Below are 17,136 nucleotides of genomic sequence, written 5' to 3'. Positions count from 1 at the left end.
GTTACCTCCTCGGACAGCATGATGCCATTATTCAATCTCGCCCAGTTCTCTCATCGTTTCTTCATACTCGCTCTTAAGTTCGTCAATATGTTCCTGTGTTTCTTCCCGACCCATCGAAACCGGCTCAAATCCTTCATTGACCATTTCTTCCTGAACACTTTCATCATTGGCTATTTCCAGAAAGGCATCTTCAAGGGTCTGAATGATTTCTTCATCGGTATCCGGCGGAACAGCTACACCCCTGTCAATACTGGCCGTGAAATCCGCTCCTTCTTCCTGAAACGTAGGAACATCCGGCAGCGCTTCAAATGTTTCTTCCGCACCGATGGCCAGAATATTCATGTCTTCCTTGTACTTAACCAAATCATTGGAGTTGGCAAAAATCGCATCCGTATTGCCGCCGAGAAAGTTCTGAATGGATTCGGCAGCTCCGGTGGAAGGAACATACTCCATATCCAGGTCTTTTAGATTGGATAGCTGCATGAATGCCAGATGATGGCCGGAATAAGTGCCAGAACCGGAAATGGTCATCTGTTCCCCGGTCTCTGCCTGCTCAATGAAATCATCCAACGTCTCGATATCACTGTCTGCCGGTACGGCAAGGCCGATCGGTGTTCCCTGAAAAATGGCGACCGGGTTAATCTGATCCGTTTCATACCCGGCATCATCCTGTGTCATCGGCTGCAGAATGATATGGGGAATGTTCATGCCGGAAATAAAATAGCCATCTCCCTGCTCACTCACCAGTTCCGTCCACCCAACAGCTCCTCCTGCTCCTTCTTTATACGTAATATTCACTTCGGTATCCAGGATTTCTTCCAGCATAGGCTCCTGTCTTCTTGCCTCCACATCCGACTGTCCTCCGGGCCCGAAAGGAATGCTGTAGGTAATAGGCTCACTTGGATAATTTTCTGCGCTTCCGCCTGTGCCGCAACCGGTGATTGTCATAACTGCTGCAGCCAGTGTTGTCAGTGTGACCGCCCTCTTCATTATTAAATCCCCCTTTTCATGTTTTGTGTAGGAAACGCTTTCATTCTATCTTTAGAAAAACAGCCTCCGTGAGAAAAGATTATTATCTGACAGAGGCTGTTACCGCTGTTTTTTTTACGCGCTGCGATACAGTTTCGTCATGACAAATTCCTGATGACCAAGCGCCTCCGCACTGGTTAGACGCCCGTTCACGGTCCGCTGGAGACATTCCATCAGTTGATCTCCTGCCTGTGGCAGGTTGATCTCTCTGGAGAGGAGTCCTTTCACATCTACATCGATGTGTTCACTCATCGTTTCCGCCGTATCAGGGTTGGCCGTTACTTTCACCACGGGTTCAATCGGATTGCCGATAATGTTCCCCTGACCGGTCGGGAAGAAATGGACGACCGCTCCTCCCGCTGCCATCAGCGTTATACACTCTGCCGCGGCAGAAGACGTATCCATGAAATACAAACCGTTTCCGTTGGAAGGCATCTCCGCCGGTTCCAGCACACCAATCACCTCTTTATCTCCTGTTTTCGCAATGTTTCCGAGCGCTTTCTCCTCAATGGTGGAAAGACCGCCTTTAATATTTCCCTGGGTCGGCTGGGAGCCGAGGAGATCCACTGCCTGCGATTCAATTTCGTTAATATAGTCGTTATACACAGCCATGAATCTTTCTTTTAATTCAGGGGTCGCCATCCGGTCCGCGATCAGGTTTTCGCCGCCGGTCAATTCAGACGTTTCTCCAAAAAATACGGTAGCGCCGGCATCCACAAGCCGGTTCACGGCCTGCGATACCGTCGGGCAGGAGCCAAGGCCTGTTGTTGTATCCGATTCGCCGCATTTAATACTTACGGTCAGATCTTTCAGTTCCACTGGTTCTTTCTGAAGTTCCGAGGCCCACTGTACATATTCTTTGGCTTTCCATGAGGCCCGGCGCACCGTTTCCAGATCGCCGTATCCTTCAATCGAGAAGCCGGTCACTGGCTTGCCTGTTTCAGCAATACCGTCGACGATCGTTTTTGTCCAGTTGTCTTCAATTCCGATGACAATGACCGCTGCGACATTGGGATTTGATCCTGTTCCGATCATGGTTCTGAAATGAAGATCCAGGTCCGCGCCGTATTGCAACCTTCCATACGCATGCGGAAGAGGCAGCGTTCCTTTTATCTGCTGGGCCACTGATTCACATGCGGCGTTGGAAATGTCGTCCACCGGTAAAATAATGACATGATTGCGGATGCCTACTTTTCCGTTTTCTCTGCGGTACCCATATAACTGCTGATCCATCATTTCTACCACCTCTTTGTTTTTATGTTATGTGTGTGTACGTAATCGCCTTTAGACAGTGATGCTGTTGTCTCGCCGATGGTTACGAGGTACTTAATGACACTTTCACCTTCAGCCAGATCCGCCACTGCTATTTTGTGGCCGAGCGGAATGTCTCCGTGAGAGGTTACGTCCACTTTTTCATCGGTATCCATATACACCCCCGTCACCTTTTCCCCTGATTGAATAGGGGAGGTTGCTACTCCGACATGATCGCCTTGATTATGAATCAGAAATTTGTGCAATGTTTTACCTCCTTTAATTGGTCTATAGGTTAAGTGACCCAACCAATTTGACTTTATAATATATGAGTATTCAAAAAATTTCAACACTATATTTTTTCCTGTTTTGTATGTGAAAGGAGCAGAATTCCCGGCAAAAAGGGATCCAACATTTTCTTATCACGGTTTTCAATATGATTTATCAGCAGATATAATGATACATCACGATTCCATTTCTTCTTCCATATTGTCTGTGATGGACCGTTCCACACTTTCAAGATGCCGGGCCATACATTCTCCCGCTTCCTGAGCGTTGCGGTTTTTAACGGCCTGTACAATGCGTTCGTGTTCCAGCACCGACTGCACCCCTCTGCCGGGAATCTGCATCGACTGCAGCCTCGATTCCTGCAACAGGTCAATGAGATTATGCATGACATGAATCAATACCGTGTTTCCCGACATATGGGCCAGAGCGAGGTGAAATTTCTGATCCAGCCCGGCCAGGTTTTCGTGTCTGTCTTCCTCCCGTGCTATTTTTTTTGATTCTTCCACTACTGCGGCCAGCTCCTCGATCTGATCCACCGAAGCATGTTCCACCGCCCACTCGACCGCACTGTTTTCGAGAATTTTGCGGATCGCAAACAGATCCTTGAATTGATCAGTAGAAACAAAAAAGAATGAAGCCATTTTACTGATCTGATATTCTTCCGATGCGACAAATATGCCGGTTCCGTGTTTGATGGTAATATACCCATATGCTTCCAGGATTTTGTACGCTTCCCTGACGGTATTTCTGCTCACATTTAAATTACCTGCCATTTCTCTTTCACCGGGAAGTTTATCATCCGGTTTATATTTTCCTTCCACAATAAACTGTTTAATATAATCAGCGGCTCTTTCAGAAATACCTTTTCTCTCGAAATCGAAAGAGTCAAACATGCTGCATATCCCCTTCCATGGTATGTGACAGTGGATCATAGACCCAACCACTTTATTATTTATAACTATATCAAATATGAATGATTCTTTCCAATGTTTGTCTCATTCATGTCTCTATTTACCGGAAAAACAAGATCTCCGGACAAACCCTTCTTGATAAACAGGAGATAATTTATTAATTTCAATGATAAATAATATAAGAAACCCTCATAACCACAGACTGTGATCCTGTGCTACGGTGCATGTAACGATAAATTTTCGGCGCGGGACTCAGGAGGGGTTATGATGTTTTCTGAACAACGGCTTCCGCAGAAGCAGAAACGGTCATCCACACTTATCAGCAGAACAAAAACATTGGGGATGTACCAGGGAATACTACTGACATTTATGCTTGCCCTGTTGGCAGACAGCCTGGCTTCCCTTCCTTTCCTTTCTATTTTAGGAATTATGATTATCGCGATTCTGCTCGGCATGGCCTGGAAAGCAAGCATGGATGTTCCGGCGAATGCCTCGGCTGGCATAACGTTCAGCAGCAAGTATATTCTACGGGGCGGGATTGTCCTTCTCGGCGTGCGCTTGAATTTAGTAACCATCGCCGACATGGGAATTTCCATTCTCGTCATTGATGTCGTTGTGATTACCGCCACTCTGCTTTTCGTTGTTTTTATCGGAAAAGTGATGAATGTCGACCGGGACTTGACGCTTCTCATCGGCACAGGCACAGCCATATGCGGGGCGGCTGCGATTGTGGCCGTTGCTCCGATCTTAAAGGGCAGTGACAAAAAGACCCCCCTTGCTGTTGCCTGTATCGCCATTCTCGGAACTGTCGGAGCCATAGGTTACATTGTATTGTTCCCCTGGCTGGATCTATCCAACGAAACTTACGGAATACTTGTCGGCGCAACGCTTCATGAATTGGCCCACGTCGTTGCCGCAGCAGTACCGGGCGGCGATATCAGCAGTGACGCCGCCATCGTCGTGAAACTGGGACGGGTATTAATGCTCGTTCCCGCCGCTTTACTGTTGTCATTGTTCCTCAATAAATCAAATACAGAAAGAACCAGATTGAAAGATATTCCATTTCCATGGTTTGTACTCGGCTTTTTAGCGGTGAGCATTCTTAATACCCTCGGATTTTTCTCCGTGCCGGTGCAGGACTTTCTGACGTCCTCCAGCGTATACCTTATGGCAATGGGAATGGCGGGGCTCGGCCTCAGCATGAATGTCCACGACTTCCAGAAAGCCGGTTTCCGCCCTGTGATCGTCGGAATTGCCGGATCCATTTTTATTGTCGGCATCGGCATACTCCTTGTCGTTTTGATATGATAAAAGAATAAGGAGGCCGTCGCATGAACCTGGAACACTTGAAATCGTTCTATATTCTGGCAAACCACCAGAATTTTTCCGAAACAGCTAAAATTCTGCATTTAGCCCAACCGACCGTCAGCCTGCAGATCAAAAATCTCGAGCAGGCCTTGGACGCCACCCTGTTTGAACGGACGACAAAAAGTGTAAAATTAACGCCTTCCGGAGAGATTTTATATAAATACGCCGATCAGATTTTCTCGCTCGTAAAGCAGACAGAGAAGGAACTGGATAGTCTTTCCGAAACGATTCACGGGGACCTCCATATCGGCGCCAGCCTCACCATCGGAGAACATATTCTCCCTTACGTGCTGGGACAGTTCCGTAAAGAGTATCCAAATATCCAGATGAAACTGAAAGTGTACAACTCCGAGCAGATTATGGAGCATTTAGCCAACGATGACATCGATCTCGGTTTCATCGAATCGACGAAATCGTATCCGGATTACGATCAGTCTGCCTTTCTGGAAGATGAATTGGTCGTAACCGCATCCGCTTCCCCATCATCCCCGGTCAGCCCTCAGAAACAGATTATCCAGCCGGAGGAACTGTTTGAATTTCCGATAATCATGCGGGAGCCGGGTTCCGGGACGCGCCAGGTTGTGGAAAAGCATCTGCAGAACAACGGCCTGGATCCAAACAAACTCGATATCATCATGGAGCTGGAACACACCGAATCGATCAAATCCGCCGTGGAATCGGGGCTGGGCATTATGATTATTTCCAAAAATGCCATCAAAAAAGAGCTGGAACTCGGAACGCTCCGCCAGATTCCGATTAACGGCATCCGTCTCCGCCGCTTCTTTTATGCGGTCTACAACCAGAAAAAACTGACACTGCCAGCCGAAACTTTTCTATCCTTTATTCAACAGTATTATCTCCATGAACACTTCCAACTGTAACTCCGCTGCCGATCGCTGCGGCCGGCCACTACGCTTAGTAAAGACCGGAATGGAAAAAAGAAGAATCTGCAAATCAAACGTTCCTGGAATGTGTGTTAAGAGTAGTCATGAAAAATATTTTCACGAAGCGGCAGCTAATACACAACGGGGCTGGGACAAAACCTTTATAAAATAGAAAAATGCCGAACGATTTAAAAAAACCGTTCGGCATTTTTCGTTCCTAAGATAAACACCGCTGCGCCAAAATGCTTCGCTTTCCGCGGGCACGGCTCAAGCCTCCTCGGAAGAAAACCCTTCCTGCGGGGTCTTGAAACTCGTGCTGTTCTGAGCAGGAGTCGAAGCATTTTGGCTCCGCTGGATTGCCGTTTTGAGGCTTCCTATATTCTTCCTTTTATGATGAGATCAGCTTCCCTTTCTATTCAGCGGAGGCCGGCCACGGAGACTCCAATGGGACGAGAACGGGCTGAAGATCCACTTGGTAAAGCGGTTTTCTTTACCAAGTTAGCTGAAGCCGTTCCCATGGAAAGCGCAGTGGCCGGGCGCAGCGAGCTCGTCATTCTTGATTTGTTCGGGTTTTCAGTTGGCTTCTATCCTTTTATCCCAGACTCTTTATTTTATATTCAATTTCCATCGAGCATTTCCTTGATTTGAATCACTTCTCCTGTTTTAATGGAGCGTTCGGCTGCTTCTCCTGTTACAATCGACCAGAAACCCTCTTCCGCTGTGGCGGTGGACTGCGTGTCTCCGTTTATATTGTCGATAAAGTATTTATGCTCATAATAGGTGGCGCCGTTATGCCCGCTTTCCTGAATGACCGAAGGATAGCACGGGGCACCCACTCTCGCCGTCCCGCTTTCCCCGCTCAATACTTCCAGATGGGTCGACGGACGTTCCAGCGGGAGAAAATCCTCATTTTCATACGCTTTTAACCGGCCCTGATCGCCGCACAACGTGATTTCCTCATAAAACATCGGCGCAAACATGCAGAGGTTGAAATGGGCTTTCATACCGTTCTCATATTTCACGGTAACAAACGCATCGTCGATGATATCCGAGTCCCGCCCCTCATAGTGGAAATCGCGGAAATTGACGTCCATATCCCCGACAGCATAGACCTGTACGGGCCTGGAACCGGCAAACAGGTTCATCAAGTCAAAATAATGGCAGCATTTTTCGACGAGTGTGCCTCCGGAATACTCGGAAAATTTATTCCACTGATCGACTTTATCCAAAAACGGCACCCGGTGTTCCATGATGCTTATCGTTTTCACATCGCCGATCGACCGCCGTTCCAGTACTTCATGCACCGCTTCCCTGTAAATCGCTTTATACCGGTACTGCAGTCCGATCTGAAAGACAGCCTGGTAATCCTCGGCTGTCTGTTTCAGCTCCAAAGCGTCTTCCAGCGTCGTTGCCATCGGCTTTTCCAGCATAATATGTTTGCCTGACTTCACGGCTTCTTTGACGACCTCGAGGTGTGTGTAATTCGGCGTGCAGATAATGAACCCATCCACTTCCGGATCCATACACGCGGCGTCAAGGGTCTCATACAACACAAGGTTCCGGCCCGGAAACTCCCGGTGAAACATTTCTTTCGTATTCTCCATGCTGCCGGCATTGCTGTCATAAATGCCGTGTATGACAGCCCGGCCTTCGAGCATCGTTACGCGGATATGTTCCTGGCCGATCATTCCTGCTCCAATGATCGTAAAACGGTACTCCGGTGTATCGTCAGCAAAAATATATTTATCTTTTTCTGTTAAATGGTCCGACTTAAAAAAGGGATTGTAGTAATTGGTACGGAATTCCGGCATTTTTGTCCGCCTCCTTCAGGATATGAGCTACAGGTTCAATACAACGAGACGTTCCTCCGTCATTTCTTCTATCGCATATTTCGGTCCTTCTTTTCCATTCCCGCTTTTTTTCACGCCTCCATACGGCATATGGTCCACTCTGTACCCCGGCGTGTCATTAATAATCAGGCCGCCGACTTCCATCTCTTCGGAAGCTTTCATGGCAAACTCGAGTGAATTTGTAAACACGCCGGCCTGCAGCCCGTAATCGGAGTCATTCACCCTGGCCGTTACCTCGTCGGTGGTCGTGTAAGCGTCGACAGCCACAATCGGGCCGAATGCTTCTTCTTTACATACTTTCATATCATCCTGAATGTTGGTGAGCACCGTCGGTTCATACACCGGACCGTGCCTCTTACCTCCCGTCTGTATTTCTGCACCGTGTGCGGCTGCTTCGGCCACCCATTGTTCGATACGGACCGCTTCCTCTTCCGAGATCATCGGGCCTACATCGGTTGTTTCTTCAGACGGATCGCCTGTCTTTAACGATTCTGTCTCCTGTTTCAGCGTTTCGAGAAACGTGTCATACACATTGTGATGCACATAAATGCGCTGCACCGATATACATACCTGCCCGGCATTGTTAAAGCTCTTCTGTGCGCACGCTTTGGCTGCCGCCTCTATATCCGCGTCATGGTGCACCACAGCAGCTGAATTATTCCCCAGTTCCAGCGCCACATTCCGCAGGCCGGCATTCTCTTTCAGCTTCCTGCCTGTTTCCGGACTTCCGGTGAATGTGTACATATCAATATCCTGATTTTCACACAGCCAGTCTCCGATTTGGGAACCGGAGCCGGTAACGACATTCAGGCGCCCGGCAGGAAGTCCCGCCTCTTCCATCAATTCAGCCAGCCGCAGCGCCGACAGCGGCGTCGTACTTGCCGGTTTCAGCACGACACTGTTTCCGGCTGCGACAGCTGGACCGACTTTATGACAGACTAAGTTAAGGGGCACATTAAACGGCGTGATCGCTGCAATGACACCGACAGGAACATGTTTCGTGAATGCCTGCCGGTTTTCCGACCCAGGCGCTGCTTCCACCGGAACACCCTCTCCGTGCATCCGCTTGGCTTCTTCAGCAGAAATTTCCATCGTTAATGCGGCGCGTGTGACTTCTCCGCACGATTCTTTCACCGGTTTTCCTACTTCTGCGACGAGAATAGCAGCCAGCTCTTCCTGATTTTCCCGCATGAGACGGGCCGTCTTCTGCAGTACTTCATAGCGTGCATAAGGGGAAAAAGCCTGTCGGAATGCTTTCTGTGCGGAAGCGGCTGCTTCGTCTACATCGGCTTTCGATGCCTTTGAGGTTTCCGCCCATTTTTCCCCGGTATATTTATGAAAAACCGGCTGCGTTTCCTCTTTATGTTTCCTTTCCCCTCCAATAAACAGAGGGCTCTTCGAATAGGGTGTGGATGCTGTCATTATTACGTCCTCCCTCATGATAAGATTAAAGTGATGAAAGCAGCAGTTCGGACTTGCCGCTGCTCTGGAACACACGAATTTTCTCTTTGACTTTATCTTTCATTCTCGACTTCCCGCGGCCTAAAGAGTTAGCGAGAACGATTTCATTTTCATTTTCTGCAAAGACTTCTTGGACGCCTCTCGTAAACGCCTGCCGTAATTCCGTATCTACATTGATTTTAGCCACTCCCAGAGAAATAGCGCGCTGCACCTGTTCATCCGGCACATCGGAACCTCCGTGAAGAACGACCGGACGCTGCACCGCTTTGACAATGTCACCCAGACGGTCAAAGCGAAGGTTCGGTTTTTCTTTGTAGATGCCGTGGGCGGTGCCGAGAGAAACAGCGAGGTAATCAACGTTCGTTGCCTCCACAAACGCTTTTGCTTCCTCGGTTGTCGTAATCATGGCATCTTTTTCGTCCACCGTATTATCATCTTCCGTACCGCCGATTTTTCCAATTTCGCCTTCCGACCCTATGTTCAGAGACGCTGCGATGGCTGCTGCTTTTTGTGTCAATTCAGTATTTTCTTCAAAACGCAGCGCGGAGCCGTCAAACATGACCGATTGAAAACCGAGCTGAACGGCCCTCAACGTCTGCGAAAACTCCCTGCTGTGATCCAGATGAATGCAGATTGGTATACGTGCATCGCGGCCGTACCAGTCAATGAGCATTTTCATCGGTTCCATGCCGAGCGTCTGGATCACTTTCTGGCCGACCTGTATCATAATCGGGGCCTGTTCTTCCTCAGCTGCTTCGATGACAGCGAGAATCGTTTCTGCATTATGGGCACTGAACGCCCCGACCCCGTATCCGTGCTCAAAGGCATGGTTAAGCATTGTTTTCCCATCTACAAATGGCATGCTCTCTCTCCTTTTACCGGTTTAGTTCGATATCGTAATGATACTGGTCACTGCGGTATTTCGTTTTTGTGAATTCCATCGGATGATCGTTCATCCCGAAGCTCAGCCGGGTCATTTCAAGCAGGGCTTCGCCGGGACGGATCCCGAGGAGATCCCCTTCGTGCTGCGTTGCATTAATCGCGATGATTTTCTCGGATGCTTTTTTCAAAAAGATATTATGATGCTCCAGAATTTCGTAATATCTGGCTTCGTTCAGATCATACTGCATCAGGATATTCCCGATATCATACGGCCAGCAGGTCCTCTCGAGCGCAACCGGCACATGATCGGCAAAGCGGATCCGTTCCACGAGCAGGATGCTGGCTTCTTCCTCTACTTCAAGCATCGTCTTCTCCGTATAAAGCTGGTCGCTGAATTCCGACCGGATGAGTCTGGACCGAGGCGTCTGTCCTTTCTCCACCACTTCTTCGGCAAAGCCTTTCAACCGTCCGAGGCTGCCAACCAGCTTCTGTGGTTTGACAATCGTGCCTCTCCCCTGCGTTTTTTCCACAAGCCCGGTCTGTACAAGAATGGAGATCGCCTGTCGGACGGTGCTGCGGCTTACATCAAATTCTTTCATCAACTCCTGTTCGGTCGGGATCAGGGAATGAGCTTCCCATTCGCCATCCTGAATCCGCTGAATCAGGATATCTTTAATCTGCAGGTATAATGCTTCATTTTTGTTTTGGTTGATTTTGTCTGATGACATGATGATCCCTCCTTTGAAACGGGGGAGGGTACATTTCTAGCCCCTCCCCGAGAAGCGGCCGGAGCCAGTCACGAAAGGCGTCCTGATCATTGATGAACTTAGAAGGCAGCTTTCGTTCACCGCTTTGTTCCACCGCTTCCAGCCATACCGGTGTGAAGGAGACACGGTACGGAGATGTACTGATTCGTTTCAGCGAAGCCATAACCCCGCTTCGTTCTTCCAACACCCATTCCGCTCCTGTTTCACCCGTCTGAATAGCTTCTTTTAAATCAACAGTCGACACAGCAGGGGAAAAAGATCGTTGATTCATACCAAGAAGTTCCGAACGTACCATGACACCCAAATTTTCTTTCAGCAACTCTTCCACTTCTCTGGAGACACCGCCTAATACCGGACGCCCGTTCACGATTTCTTTTTCCACCTGCTCATCTCCGCTCCATGCGGAACCCTCACTGACAACGATCAAAGCAGATCCATACGTTTCCAATGCTGATTCGGTTTGCTGCACCAAAACCTGCGGCTTCATGGGACATTCCGGCAGACTTATGACATGAGGACCGTCTTCGGGGTATTCATTAAAAAATCCGCTCGTCGCTGCCAGCCACCCTGCATTTCGGCCCATTGTCTCTAATATCCGAACCTGCTCAAAATTGTTCATCGCCTGCAGGTCCCTGCTCATATCCCTTGCTGCCATCGCTGCATATTTAGCCGCACTCCCAAATCCCGGCGCATGATCGGTGCCGGCTAAATCATTGTCCACTGTTTTAGGCAGCCCGATCACCTGAAGCGGGTAGTGCTGCTGATCCGCTTCCTGCTGTATATCATGCAGGGCCTCCATCGTGCCGTTTCCGCCCATGAACACCAGCGTCTGGACCCCGCGGCTTCGAAGGTTTTTCACCGACTGCTTGACCTTTTCACGTGTAAAACCATACCGGCCTGCGCCAAGACACGCCCCCGGCACCCTTTCATGATCCAGCACACCGCTGATCATTTCTTTTGTCCCTTCGAAAAAAACATCTTCCGCCAATCCTTCATACCCATTCCGGATAAATGTCAGTTGATGATCCTTATATAATGTTCGGACAAAACCGGCCAACGTCGCATTGATCACAGCTGTGGGACCTCCGGATTGCCCAATGGCAATATGTTTCATCGTTCCGCAGCTCCCTTCACCTTGACGTATAGACCGATACCGGCAGACGCAGCTGTTTTCCAAGCTCCATCAAGTCTTCTGTGACATCTTCATAAACAAGACCGTAATGAGGTTCAAATCCTTCATCCATTAAGTCATATAATGTCTCTGTTACATTCGTTTCCAGCTGTACTTCCACCGACGTCCCGTTAAAGCGCTGCGGTGTATCCAGCGCCTCGCCTCTCATCACAAGCAGGCGGTATCCACCCGGTGTCCAGCCGACACGGAACATCGTTACTTTGCCGGGCTTCAGGCCGAATTCCATCGTAAACCCGAGCTTGCGGTTCGGATGCACACCGGGCCGCGCGCCCTGATCCGGATGAGCCAGCGAATAAGCCCCGGCCCCGCAGTGCCAGAACACCACGGAACCCGCCGCTTCGTTGACATGAACCATATCTCCCAGATACGGGGATTTTCCGCCGGAGAGTTCCTGCAGAATAAACATCGTCACCGCCCCGTGAATATCCGATTCACAGGAGGAGACAACGCCTTCTTCTGTGAACTGCGATAAAGTAGAGCAGGCTGCTGCTCCCAGTTCATTAAAAAATTCCGGCCAGCATCGAATCGCAAGAGCAGAAATATCCTTTTCCTGAACTTCCTTTCTTACATACGAAGAAAACTGAGCAAACCGCTGTACGGTTTCATCGGAGCGCTGCAAGCCGATTACCTGCTGTTCCGCCCTGTCGATCTCCGTCTCCCATTTCTCGCGGGGCATCTGTTTGCTTTCATCAAAAGCTTTCTGCAGATCAAGACGCAGCACATCAATGCCAAACTGCTCATTCAGCTGCTTTTCATCGGTGCCGGAAAAGAAAAAGCCCGGCTGGTAGTCCCCGATGACTCCGATTTTAAAATCTGCGAGTGACTCGAGGAGCGCCTGGATCCTGATCTGCTGCTTGATCCGGCTCTGCACCTGCGCTTCCTCGGTATTGCCGAAAACAAAGGTATAGCGCCGCCCCGCGCATTTCAGGACGTGGCTGGTGCTGTTTCCGCCGGTCAGGGAGTTGAGGCGAAGCCGGGCCCCGACCACCGGTTCCCGGATCGACCAGACGATCACGGGCGCCTTCACGTGTTCCATGACGCTCTGAATAAATTCACCGTCGGCGAATGTGATACTTTGATAAATAATCACGGAAACACAGCCGCTTTCTATGGATTGAAGAAAAGTGTCCAATTCTTCCGGTGAGGTGACAATCCCTTCCGGTTCGATAACCTGTTCGGACAGCTGGCGCAGAAAAGCAGAGCTTTTCTCTCTTTCTTTTTCTCCGGTTTCCAGGTCAAATGTTTTTCTTCCAATCGGAAGGTATAATAGATTCTCCACTTCGTTGTTCCTCCTTTTTACTCGTTCTCCGTCGTGCAGTAAATATAAATATCAGGACCATACATGCCCGGATAAGCTCCCTTATCCAAAAAACGTCTGTTTTCCGGGTGGGACAGCAGCCACTTGTTTTTCATGAAAAGCAGCTTATCATCCGACTCGTAATCGAGCGGAGCATTCGTCCCGCGGGGTAGAACGACCATGCACCGGAAACCTGCTTCTGTTGTTTTACAGGGAGCCAGATGCAGGGTTGTCTGAAATAATTCCACCGCGGTGGCTTCGGGCACATAAAAAGCCTGAATGTTCTCCGTGTCATAGCGATTTTCTGTGATATCCAGTACAGAGCCAACCAGCAGAATAAAATCCGACGCCCCCACATTGATTTCACTGCCTTTGTGAAATTCAAGACCACGGAGGGTTGAACTGTTGCCGTTGCAGTAACCGATCTGCACCGGCATTTCCCCATAAAACTGCTGCTCCACCTCTGTTCGGAAGGCGTCCTGTTCCCATTCCGGCACCGACCTCACGTATATGTTGCCTTCCGGCGGAGTATCGACGGTACGGAGCTTCTGAAGCGCGTCTTCCACCGGAAAGTATTCAAGTACCCGGCCGAAAACGGAGAACGCTTCATGTTTCACATGGTGAATCGTGATATGCGGATTCCGTTCCTGAATGTCTTTGAGCATTGTTTTCCTCCTTTTCTCATTCGGTCAGCCCTTCACAGCACCAGACGTCATTCCTGCTACGAAATAACGCTGCAGGAAGATATAGATGATAACCATGGGCGCAGAAGCAATAAGTACGCCGGTGAACAGCATCGGATAATTGGTCGAATACTGTCCCTGAAAGTCAAGCAGAGCAAGCGGCAGTGTTTTATAGGCGTTGTCCGTGATGAAAAGCAGTGGATACAGAAGATCATTCCAGTGCATCACGAATAAAAAGATGGCCGTTGCCGAAAGGGATGGGAGAGAGAGTGGAAGCGCCACCCGGGCATACATCTTCCAGTTCCCTGCTCCATCCACCGTCGATGCTTCAAACAATTCTTTCGGCAGCGTCTTCATGAATCCGGTCAGAATAAACACAGCCACCGGAAGGGTTGACGCTATATTCACAAGAATCAAACCGAGCAGGCTGTTTGTCAGGCCTAAATTAAGTACGACGGAATAAAGCGGCACCATGTTCACCTGCGGAGGCACCATCATGCCGAGCGTAAATACGATAAACAGGACATTCCCTTTCCAGTTATCGAGACGGGTGATACCGTAAGCGATCATGGAAGCAAAAAATAACGTCAGAAACACAGAGCTTAACGTCACGGTGGCACTGTTTACAAAATAGCCGGCCATCGTCTGTTCATAGAAGATCGAGATGAAGTTATCAACATTGATCCCTGCTTCCGGCAGTCCCAATGGGTTCTGGAAGGTTTCTTCCCGGGTCTTCATGGAGGTTAAGAGAACCATAATGAGCGGTATCAGAATAAGAACCGCGTAAATAAATACGGCAAATCTTCGAAAAAACATTCCGATCCTTCCTTTCTTTTAATAGGACACCCGATTGGAGCGCAGAACTTTGAACTGGATGAAGGTGATCAATGCGATCAGCATCATGAACAACACAGAAATGGCAGAAGCGTAACCAAAGTCATACCCGCGGAATGCAATTTCATAAATGTAGGTGGAAATGATTTCGGTCGCATTATTCGGACCGCCGCCTGTCATCGCAAACACCAGATCAAACGCCTGAAACGACTGAATCGTCGTATAGGCAATTACAATCGTGGCAGAAGGGGCGAGAAGCGGCCACGTTACTTTTTTAAATGTCTGCCATTTCGTGGCCCCTTCTATTTTCGCCGCTTCATACAGGTCAAACGGGATGGCATGCAGCCCTGCCACGAAGATAATCAGCATCTGTCCGGCATGGAACCATACCTGGGTGAAAGCCAGGGCATAGATTGCTATATCAGCATTCCCAAGCCAGTTCATCGTAAGCATATCCAGACCGACCAGACCAAGAATCTGGTTCAGAATTCCAAGCTGAGGGTCATAGACGAACGTCCAGATAAAGGCTACGGATACAGACGACAGAATCGTAGGGAAGAAAAACAACGCCCGCAGCAAGTAATTCACTTTTGTGTTTTTCACAAGGAAGATAGCGAAAATTAATGCGATGATGGTCTGGAAGATGACAACAAACAGCATAAACTCCATGTTGTTACCGACTGACTTCACGAATATACTATCGCCCGTAATCGCTTTTTCGTAATTTTCAAACCCGACAAAGTTAAAGTTTTCGCTGATGCCGTCCCAATCCGTAAAGGAATAGAAAATGGCGCTGAAAGTCGGATAAAGAAAAAATATCGAATAAAGGATCAACCCGGGGATAAAAAATAGATAGATTGTTTTTGAGATTTTCATGAAATCAATCCTTTTTAAAATTTACTTTATACGGACGTCCACGATCAGCCGCCTATGTTTTCTTCTACAATCTGCTGTGCTTCTTCGGCCGCCTCTCCCGGCGCCGTCCCGCCGAGCGTGTTTTCAATGGAAGATAGCACCGCGTCTTCCACCGCAGCTTCTGTGATCAGATAACGCGGCTGGAATCTTGTATCTTTTTCATCGATCCAGTGAGAGGTATTCTGCAGCGCTTCCGAATCATATTCCACATCGTTTACCGTCAGGTGCTGCCCGGTTTCATTCGCATACTGTGATGCAATATCCGGCTGGCTAAGAAACTCAATAAACGTTTTAGCTTCTTCTTTCTTTTCCGAATTCTGATTCACGGCAAGCATAAAGGTCGCCGTATGGATGCCTTCATATTCCACTTCTTCTTCCGGCACCGTTATAGGCGGAAGAAAACCGAGTTCCAGATCTTCATTCAAATCTTTCAGCGAAGCCATGTGGTAGGAACCGGTCGCGAGCATGGCCGCTTCTTCATCAGCCACCATCTGCATCGCCGAATCCTGGTTTGTTCCGAGAGCATCTTCCTGGAAATAGCCGTTCTCGTTAAAATACTGGAAATCTTCAAGCGTGCTGACCCACCAGTCATTGGTCAGTGATTCTTCCCCGCTTTCAAGCTGGGCAAAGACATCTACATTCTTGGCATTATTCATCATCATACTGTTCATCGTCTGGTTCGGGCCGATATCGGCGCCTGGAAACGCAATCGGCGTAATATCGTTTTCTTTCAGCGTCTCCGCCATCTCCTGATATTCCGACCAGCTTGTCGGCACCTCAATTCCAAGCTCTTCAAACATACCTTTGTTATACACCGGCATATTAAAGACAAGCTGATAAGGAATGGCAAGCTGACTGCCTCCGGACTGTCCTACTTCGAGAGACGTTTCCGCGAAATTTTCTACAAAACCTTCATCTGACAGGTCGGTAAAAAAGCCGGCATTATTAATTGTTTCAAACTGCGTGCCTGGAAAAGAAGTGAAAACATCGCCGGTCGAACCGTCCCGGAGCATCTGCTGTGCGTTGGATTGATACTGTTCCGAAGGATAGATATTCATCTGAACGGTGATATCCGGGTTCTCTTCTTCGAATTGACTGATAATGTCGTCAAACACTTCTTCATCTTCCCCGCGCCAGTGAATAAAGCTGATTTCCGTTGCATCTTCACTGGAAGCAGAAGAACCTTCGTCCCCACCCGAATCATTGCCGCTTTCTTCCGCTTCCTGCTGACTGCTGTTGTCCGCACAGGCTGCAAGCATAAACGAGACTGTCAGCATTCCGGCAAAAACACCATACTTCTTTTTCAACATAATGACCTCCCTGCAATACATAATTATAAATTTAAAAAGGTACGAACCTTTTTAACCAAAAATAAAAGCGCTTTCATAGAGCGGTAAAAAATAAAAGATGTTTATGTCATCTTATGCAGCCCCTTTCATCGTTATTCGTATATACTGCTTTCATTTAAACATCCCCTTTATGTATTTTCAATACTTTTTTAATTTTACAACAATTAAAAATTCC

General features: G+C 48.6%; 17 protein-coding genes. 3 read left to right on the top strand and 14 right to left on the bottom strand.

Going from position 1 to position 17,136, the window contains the following annotated elements; translation table 11 throughout:
- Nucleotides 1–27: 27 nt before the first annotated feature.
- The 4 genes from BM124_RS00955 to BM124_RS00940 all read right to left on the bottom strand — a co-directional run bounded on the left by BM124_RS00955 (nt 28) and on the right by BM124_RS00940 (nt 3,461).
- The gene (locus tag BM124_RS00955; protein ID WP_093334773.1) at nt 28–990 is read right to left on the bottom strand and encodes a Bug family tripartite tricarboxylate transporter substrate binding protein; all 963 of its coding nucleotides are present in this window, start codon (nt 988–990) and stop codon (nt 28–30) included.
- A 114-nt stretch (nt 991–1,104) separates the two neighbouring features.
- Entirely contained in the window at nt 1,105–2,262 is a 1,158-nt protein-coding gene (locus tag BM124_RS00950; protein ID WP_093334862.1) for a UxaA family hydrolase, read from the bottom strand.
- A 5-nt stretch (nt 2,263–2,267) separates the two neighbouring features.
- Complete coding sequence (locus BM124_RS00945) at nt 2,268–2,546, bottom strand: UxaA family hydrolase (RefSeq protein ID WP_093334772.1); 279 nt, start codon at nt 2,544–2,546, stop codon at nt 2,268–2,270.
- Nucleotides 2,547–2,744: 198 nt separating this feature from the next.
- Nucleotides 2,745–3,461 carry a FadR/GntR family transcriptional regulator gene (locus tag BM124_RS00940; protein ID WP_093334771.1) on the bottom strand — a complete coding sequence of 239 codons (717 nt, stop codon included), beginning with the start codon at nt 3,459–3,461 and terminating at the stop codon, nt 2,745–2,747.
- 285 nt (nt 3,462–3,746) lie between these two features.
- Between BM124_RS00940 and BM124_RS00935 the strand changes: the two genes are divergently transcribed.
- The 3 genes from BM124_RS00935 (at nt 3,747) to BM124_RS00925 (ending at nt 6,379) form a co-directional block, all read left to right on the top strand.
- On the top strand, nt 3,747–4,787 hold the full coding sequence (locus tag BM124_RS00935; RefSeq protein ID WP_244504184.1) for a YeiH family protein: 1,041 nt from the start codon (nt 3,747–3,749) through the stop codon (nt 4,785–4,787).
- Between the two features lie 23 nt (nt 4,788–4,810).
- Nucleotides 4,811–5,728 carry a selenium metabolism-associated LysR family transcriptional regulator gene (locus tag BM124_RS00930; protein WP_093334770.1) on the top strand — a complete coding sequence of 306 codons (918 nt, stop codon included), beginning with the start codon at nt 4,811–4,813 and terminating at the stop codon, nt 5,726–5,728.
- 447 nt (nt 5,729–6,175) lie between these two features.
- Entirely contained in the window at nt 6,176–6,379 is a 204-nt protein-coding gene (locus BM124_RS00925) for a hypothetical protein (protein WP_212634925.1), read from the top strand.
- On the opposite strand, the gene BM124_RS00920 is transcribed toward BM124_RS00925, so the two are convergent.
- The 10 genes from BM124_RS00920 to BM124_RS00875 are packed head-to-tail and all read right to left on the bottom strand — an operon-like array spanning nt 6,349 to nt 16,919.
- Complete coding sequence (locus tag BM124_RS00920; protein ID WP_093334768.1) at nt 6,349–7,542, bottom strand: Gfo/Idh/MocA family protein; 1,194 nt, start codon at nt 7,540–7,542, stop codon at nt 6,349–6,351. The two genes, BM124_RS00925 and BM124_RS00920, sit on opposite strands and share 31 nt — an antisense overlap.
- 27 nt (nt 7,543–7,569) lie before the next feature.
- Nucleotides 7,570–9,003: an aldehyde dehydrogenase family protein gene (locus BM124_RS00915; RefSeq protein WP_093334767.1), complete on the bottom strand. Its 1,434-nt coding sequence runs from the start codon at nt 9,001–9,003 to the stop codon at nt 7,570–7,572.
- Nucleotides 9,004–9,028: 25 nt separating this feature from the next.
- Nucleotides 9,029–9,904, bottom strand: coding sequence for a class II fructose-bisphosphate aldolase (locus BM124_RS00910; RefSeq protein ID WP_093334766.1), 876 nt, complete (start codon nt 9,902–9,904; stop codon nt 9,029–9,031).
- Nucleotides 9,905–9,917: 13 nt separating this feature from the next.
- A complete protein-coding gene (locus BM124_RS00905; protein ID WP_093334765.1) occupies nt 9,918–10,652 on the bottom strand; it encodes a GntR family transcriptional regulator in 735 nt (244 codons plus the stop codon).
- Nucleotides 10,618–11,805, bottom strand: a complete 1,188-nt coding sequence (locus tag BM124_RS00900) for a diphosphate--fructose-6-phosphate 1-phosphotransferase (protein ID WP_093334764.1) — start codon at nt 11,803–11,805, stop codon at nt 10,618–10,620. The genes BM124_RS00905 and BM124_RS00900 overlap by 35 nt, the downstream gene beginning before the upstream one ends.
- Nucleotides 11,806–11,821: 16 nt before the next feature.
- Nucleotides 11,822–13,162 (bottom strand): sulfoquinovose isomerase, encoded by a 1,341-nt coding sequence (gene sftI / locus BM124_RS00895; protein WP_093334763.1) that lies wholly within the window; start codon nt 13,160–13,162, stop codon nt 11,822–11,824.
- A 17-nt stretch (nt 13,163–13,179) separates the two neighbouring features.
- Complete coding sequence (locus tag BM124_RS00890) at nt 13,180–13,845, bottom strand: DUF4867 family protein (protein WP_093334762.1); 666 nt, start codon at nt 13,843–13,845, stop codon at nt 13,180–13,182.
- Nucleotides 13,846–13,869: 24 nt separating this feature from the next.
- Nucleotides 13,870–14,679, bottom strand: coding sequence for a carbohydrate ABC transporter permease (locus tag BM124_RS00885; RefSeq protein ID WP_093334761.1), 810 nt, complete (start codon nt 14,677–14,679; stop codon nt 13,870–13,872).
- 18 nt (nt 14,680–14,697) lie between these two features.
- Nucleotides 14,698–15,573: a carbohydrate ABC transporter permease gene (locus tag BM124_RS00880; RefSeq protein WP_093334760.1), complete on the bottom strand. Its 876-nt coding sequence runs from the start codon at nt 15,571–15,573 to the stop codon at nt 14,698–14,700.
- A 44-nt stretch (nt 15,574–15,617) separates the two neighbouring features.
- On the bottom strand, nt 15,618–16,919 hold the full coding sequence (locus BM124_RS00875) for an ABC transporter substrate-binding protein (protein WP_244504183.1): 1,302 nt from the start codon (nt 16,917–16,919) through the stop codon (nt 15,618–15,620).
- Nucleotides 16,920–17,136: the final 217 nt, after the last annotated feature.

Origin of the sequence: Salibacterium halotolerans (assembly GCF_900115625.1) — a bacterium.
GTDB lineage: Bacteria > Bacillota > Bacilli > Bacillales > Marinococcaceae > Salibacterium > Salibacterium halotolerans.
This window is presented reverse-complemented; position numbering and strand designations above follow the sequence as displayed.

Excerpts from the sequence above, each read along its gene's own strand:
- BM124_RS00905 (WP_093334765.1), bottom strand. The coding sequence starts at position 10,652 with ATGTCATCAGACAAAATCAACCAAAACAAAAATGAAGCATTATACCTG.
- BM124_RS00940 (WP_093334771.1), bottom strand. The coding sequence starts at position 3,461 with ATGTTTGACTCTTTCGATTTCGAGAGAAAAGGTATTTCTGAAAGAGCC.
- BM124_RS00955 (WP_093334773.1), bottom strand. The coding sequence starts at position 990 with ATGAAGAGGGCGGTCACACTGACAACACTGGCTGCAGCAGTTATGACA.
- BM124_RS00880 (WP_093334760.1), bottom strand. The coding sequence starts at position 15,573 with ATGAAAATCTCAAAAACAATCTATCTATTTTTTATCCCCGGGTTGATC.
- BM124_RS00900 (WP_093334764.1), bottom strand. The coding sequence starts at position 11,805 with ATGAAACATATTGCCATTGGGCAATCCGGAGGTCCCACAGCTGTGATC.
- BM124_RS00925 (WP_212634925.1), top strand. The coding sequence starts at position 6,176 with ATGGGACGAGAACGGGCTGAAGATCCACTTGGTAAAGCGGTTTTCTTT.
- BM124_RS00930 (WP_093334770.1), top strand. The coding sequence starts at position 4,811 with ATGAACCTGGAACACTTGAAATCGTTCTATATTCTGGCAAACCACCAG.
- BM124_RS00910 (WP_093334766.1), bottom strand. The coding sequence starts at position 9,904 with ATGCCATTTGTAGATGGGAAAACAATGCTTAACCATGCCTTTGAGCAC.
- BM124_RS00915 (WP_093334767.1), bottom strand. The coding sequence starts at position 9,003 with ATGACAGCATCCACACCCTATTCGAAGAGCCCTCTGTTTATTGGAGGG.
- BM124_RS00950 (WP_093334862.1), bottom strand. The coding sequence starts at position 2,262 with ATGGATCAGCAGTTATATGGGTACCGCAGAGAAAACGGAAAAGTAGGC.
- BM124_RS00885 (WP_093334761.1), bottom strand. The coding sequence starts at position 14,679 with ATGTTTTTTCGAAGATTTGCCGTATTTATTTACGCGGTTCTTATTCTG.
- BM124_RS00935 (WP_244504184.1), top strand. The coding sequence starts at position 3,747 with ATGTTTTCTGAACAACGGCTTCCGCAGAAGCAGAAACGGTCATCCACA.
- BM124_RS00890 (WP_093334762.1), bottom strand. The coding sequence starts at position 13,845 with ATGCTCAAAGACATTCAGGAACGGAATCCGCATATCACGATTCACCAT.
- BM124_RS00920 (WP_093334768.1), bottom strand. The coding sequence starts at position 7,542 with ATGCCGGAATTCCGTACCAATTACTACAATCCCTTTTTTAAGTCGGAC.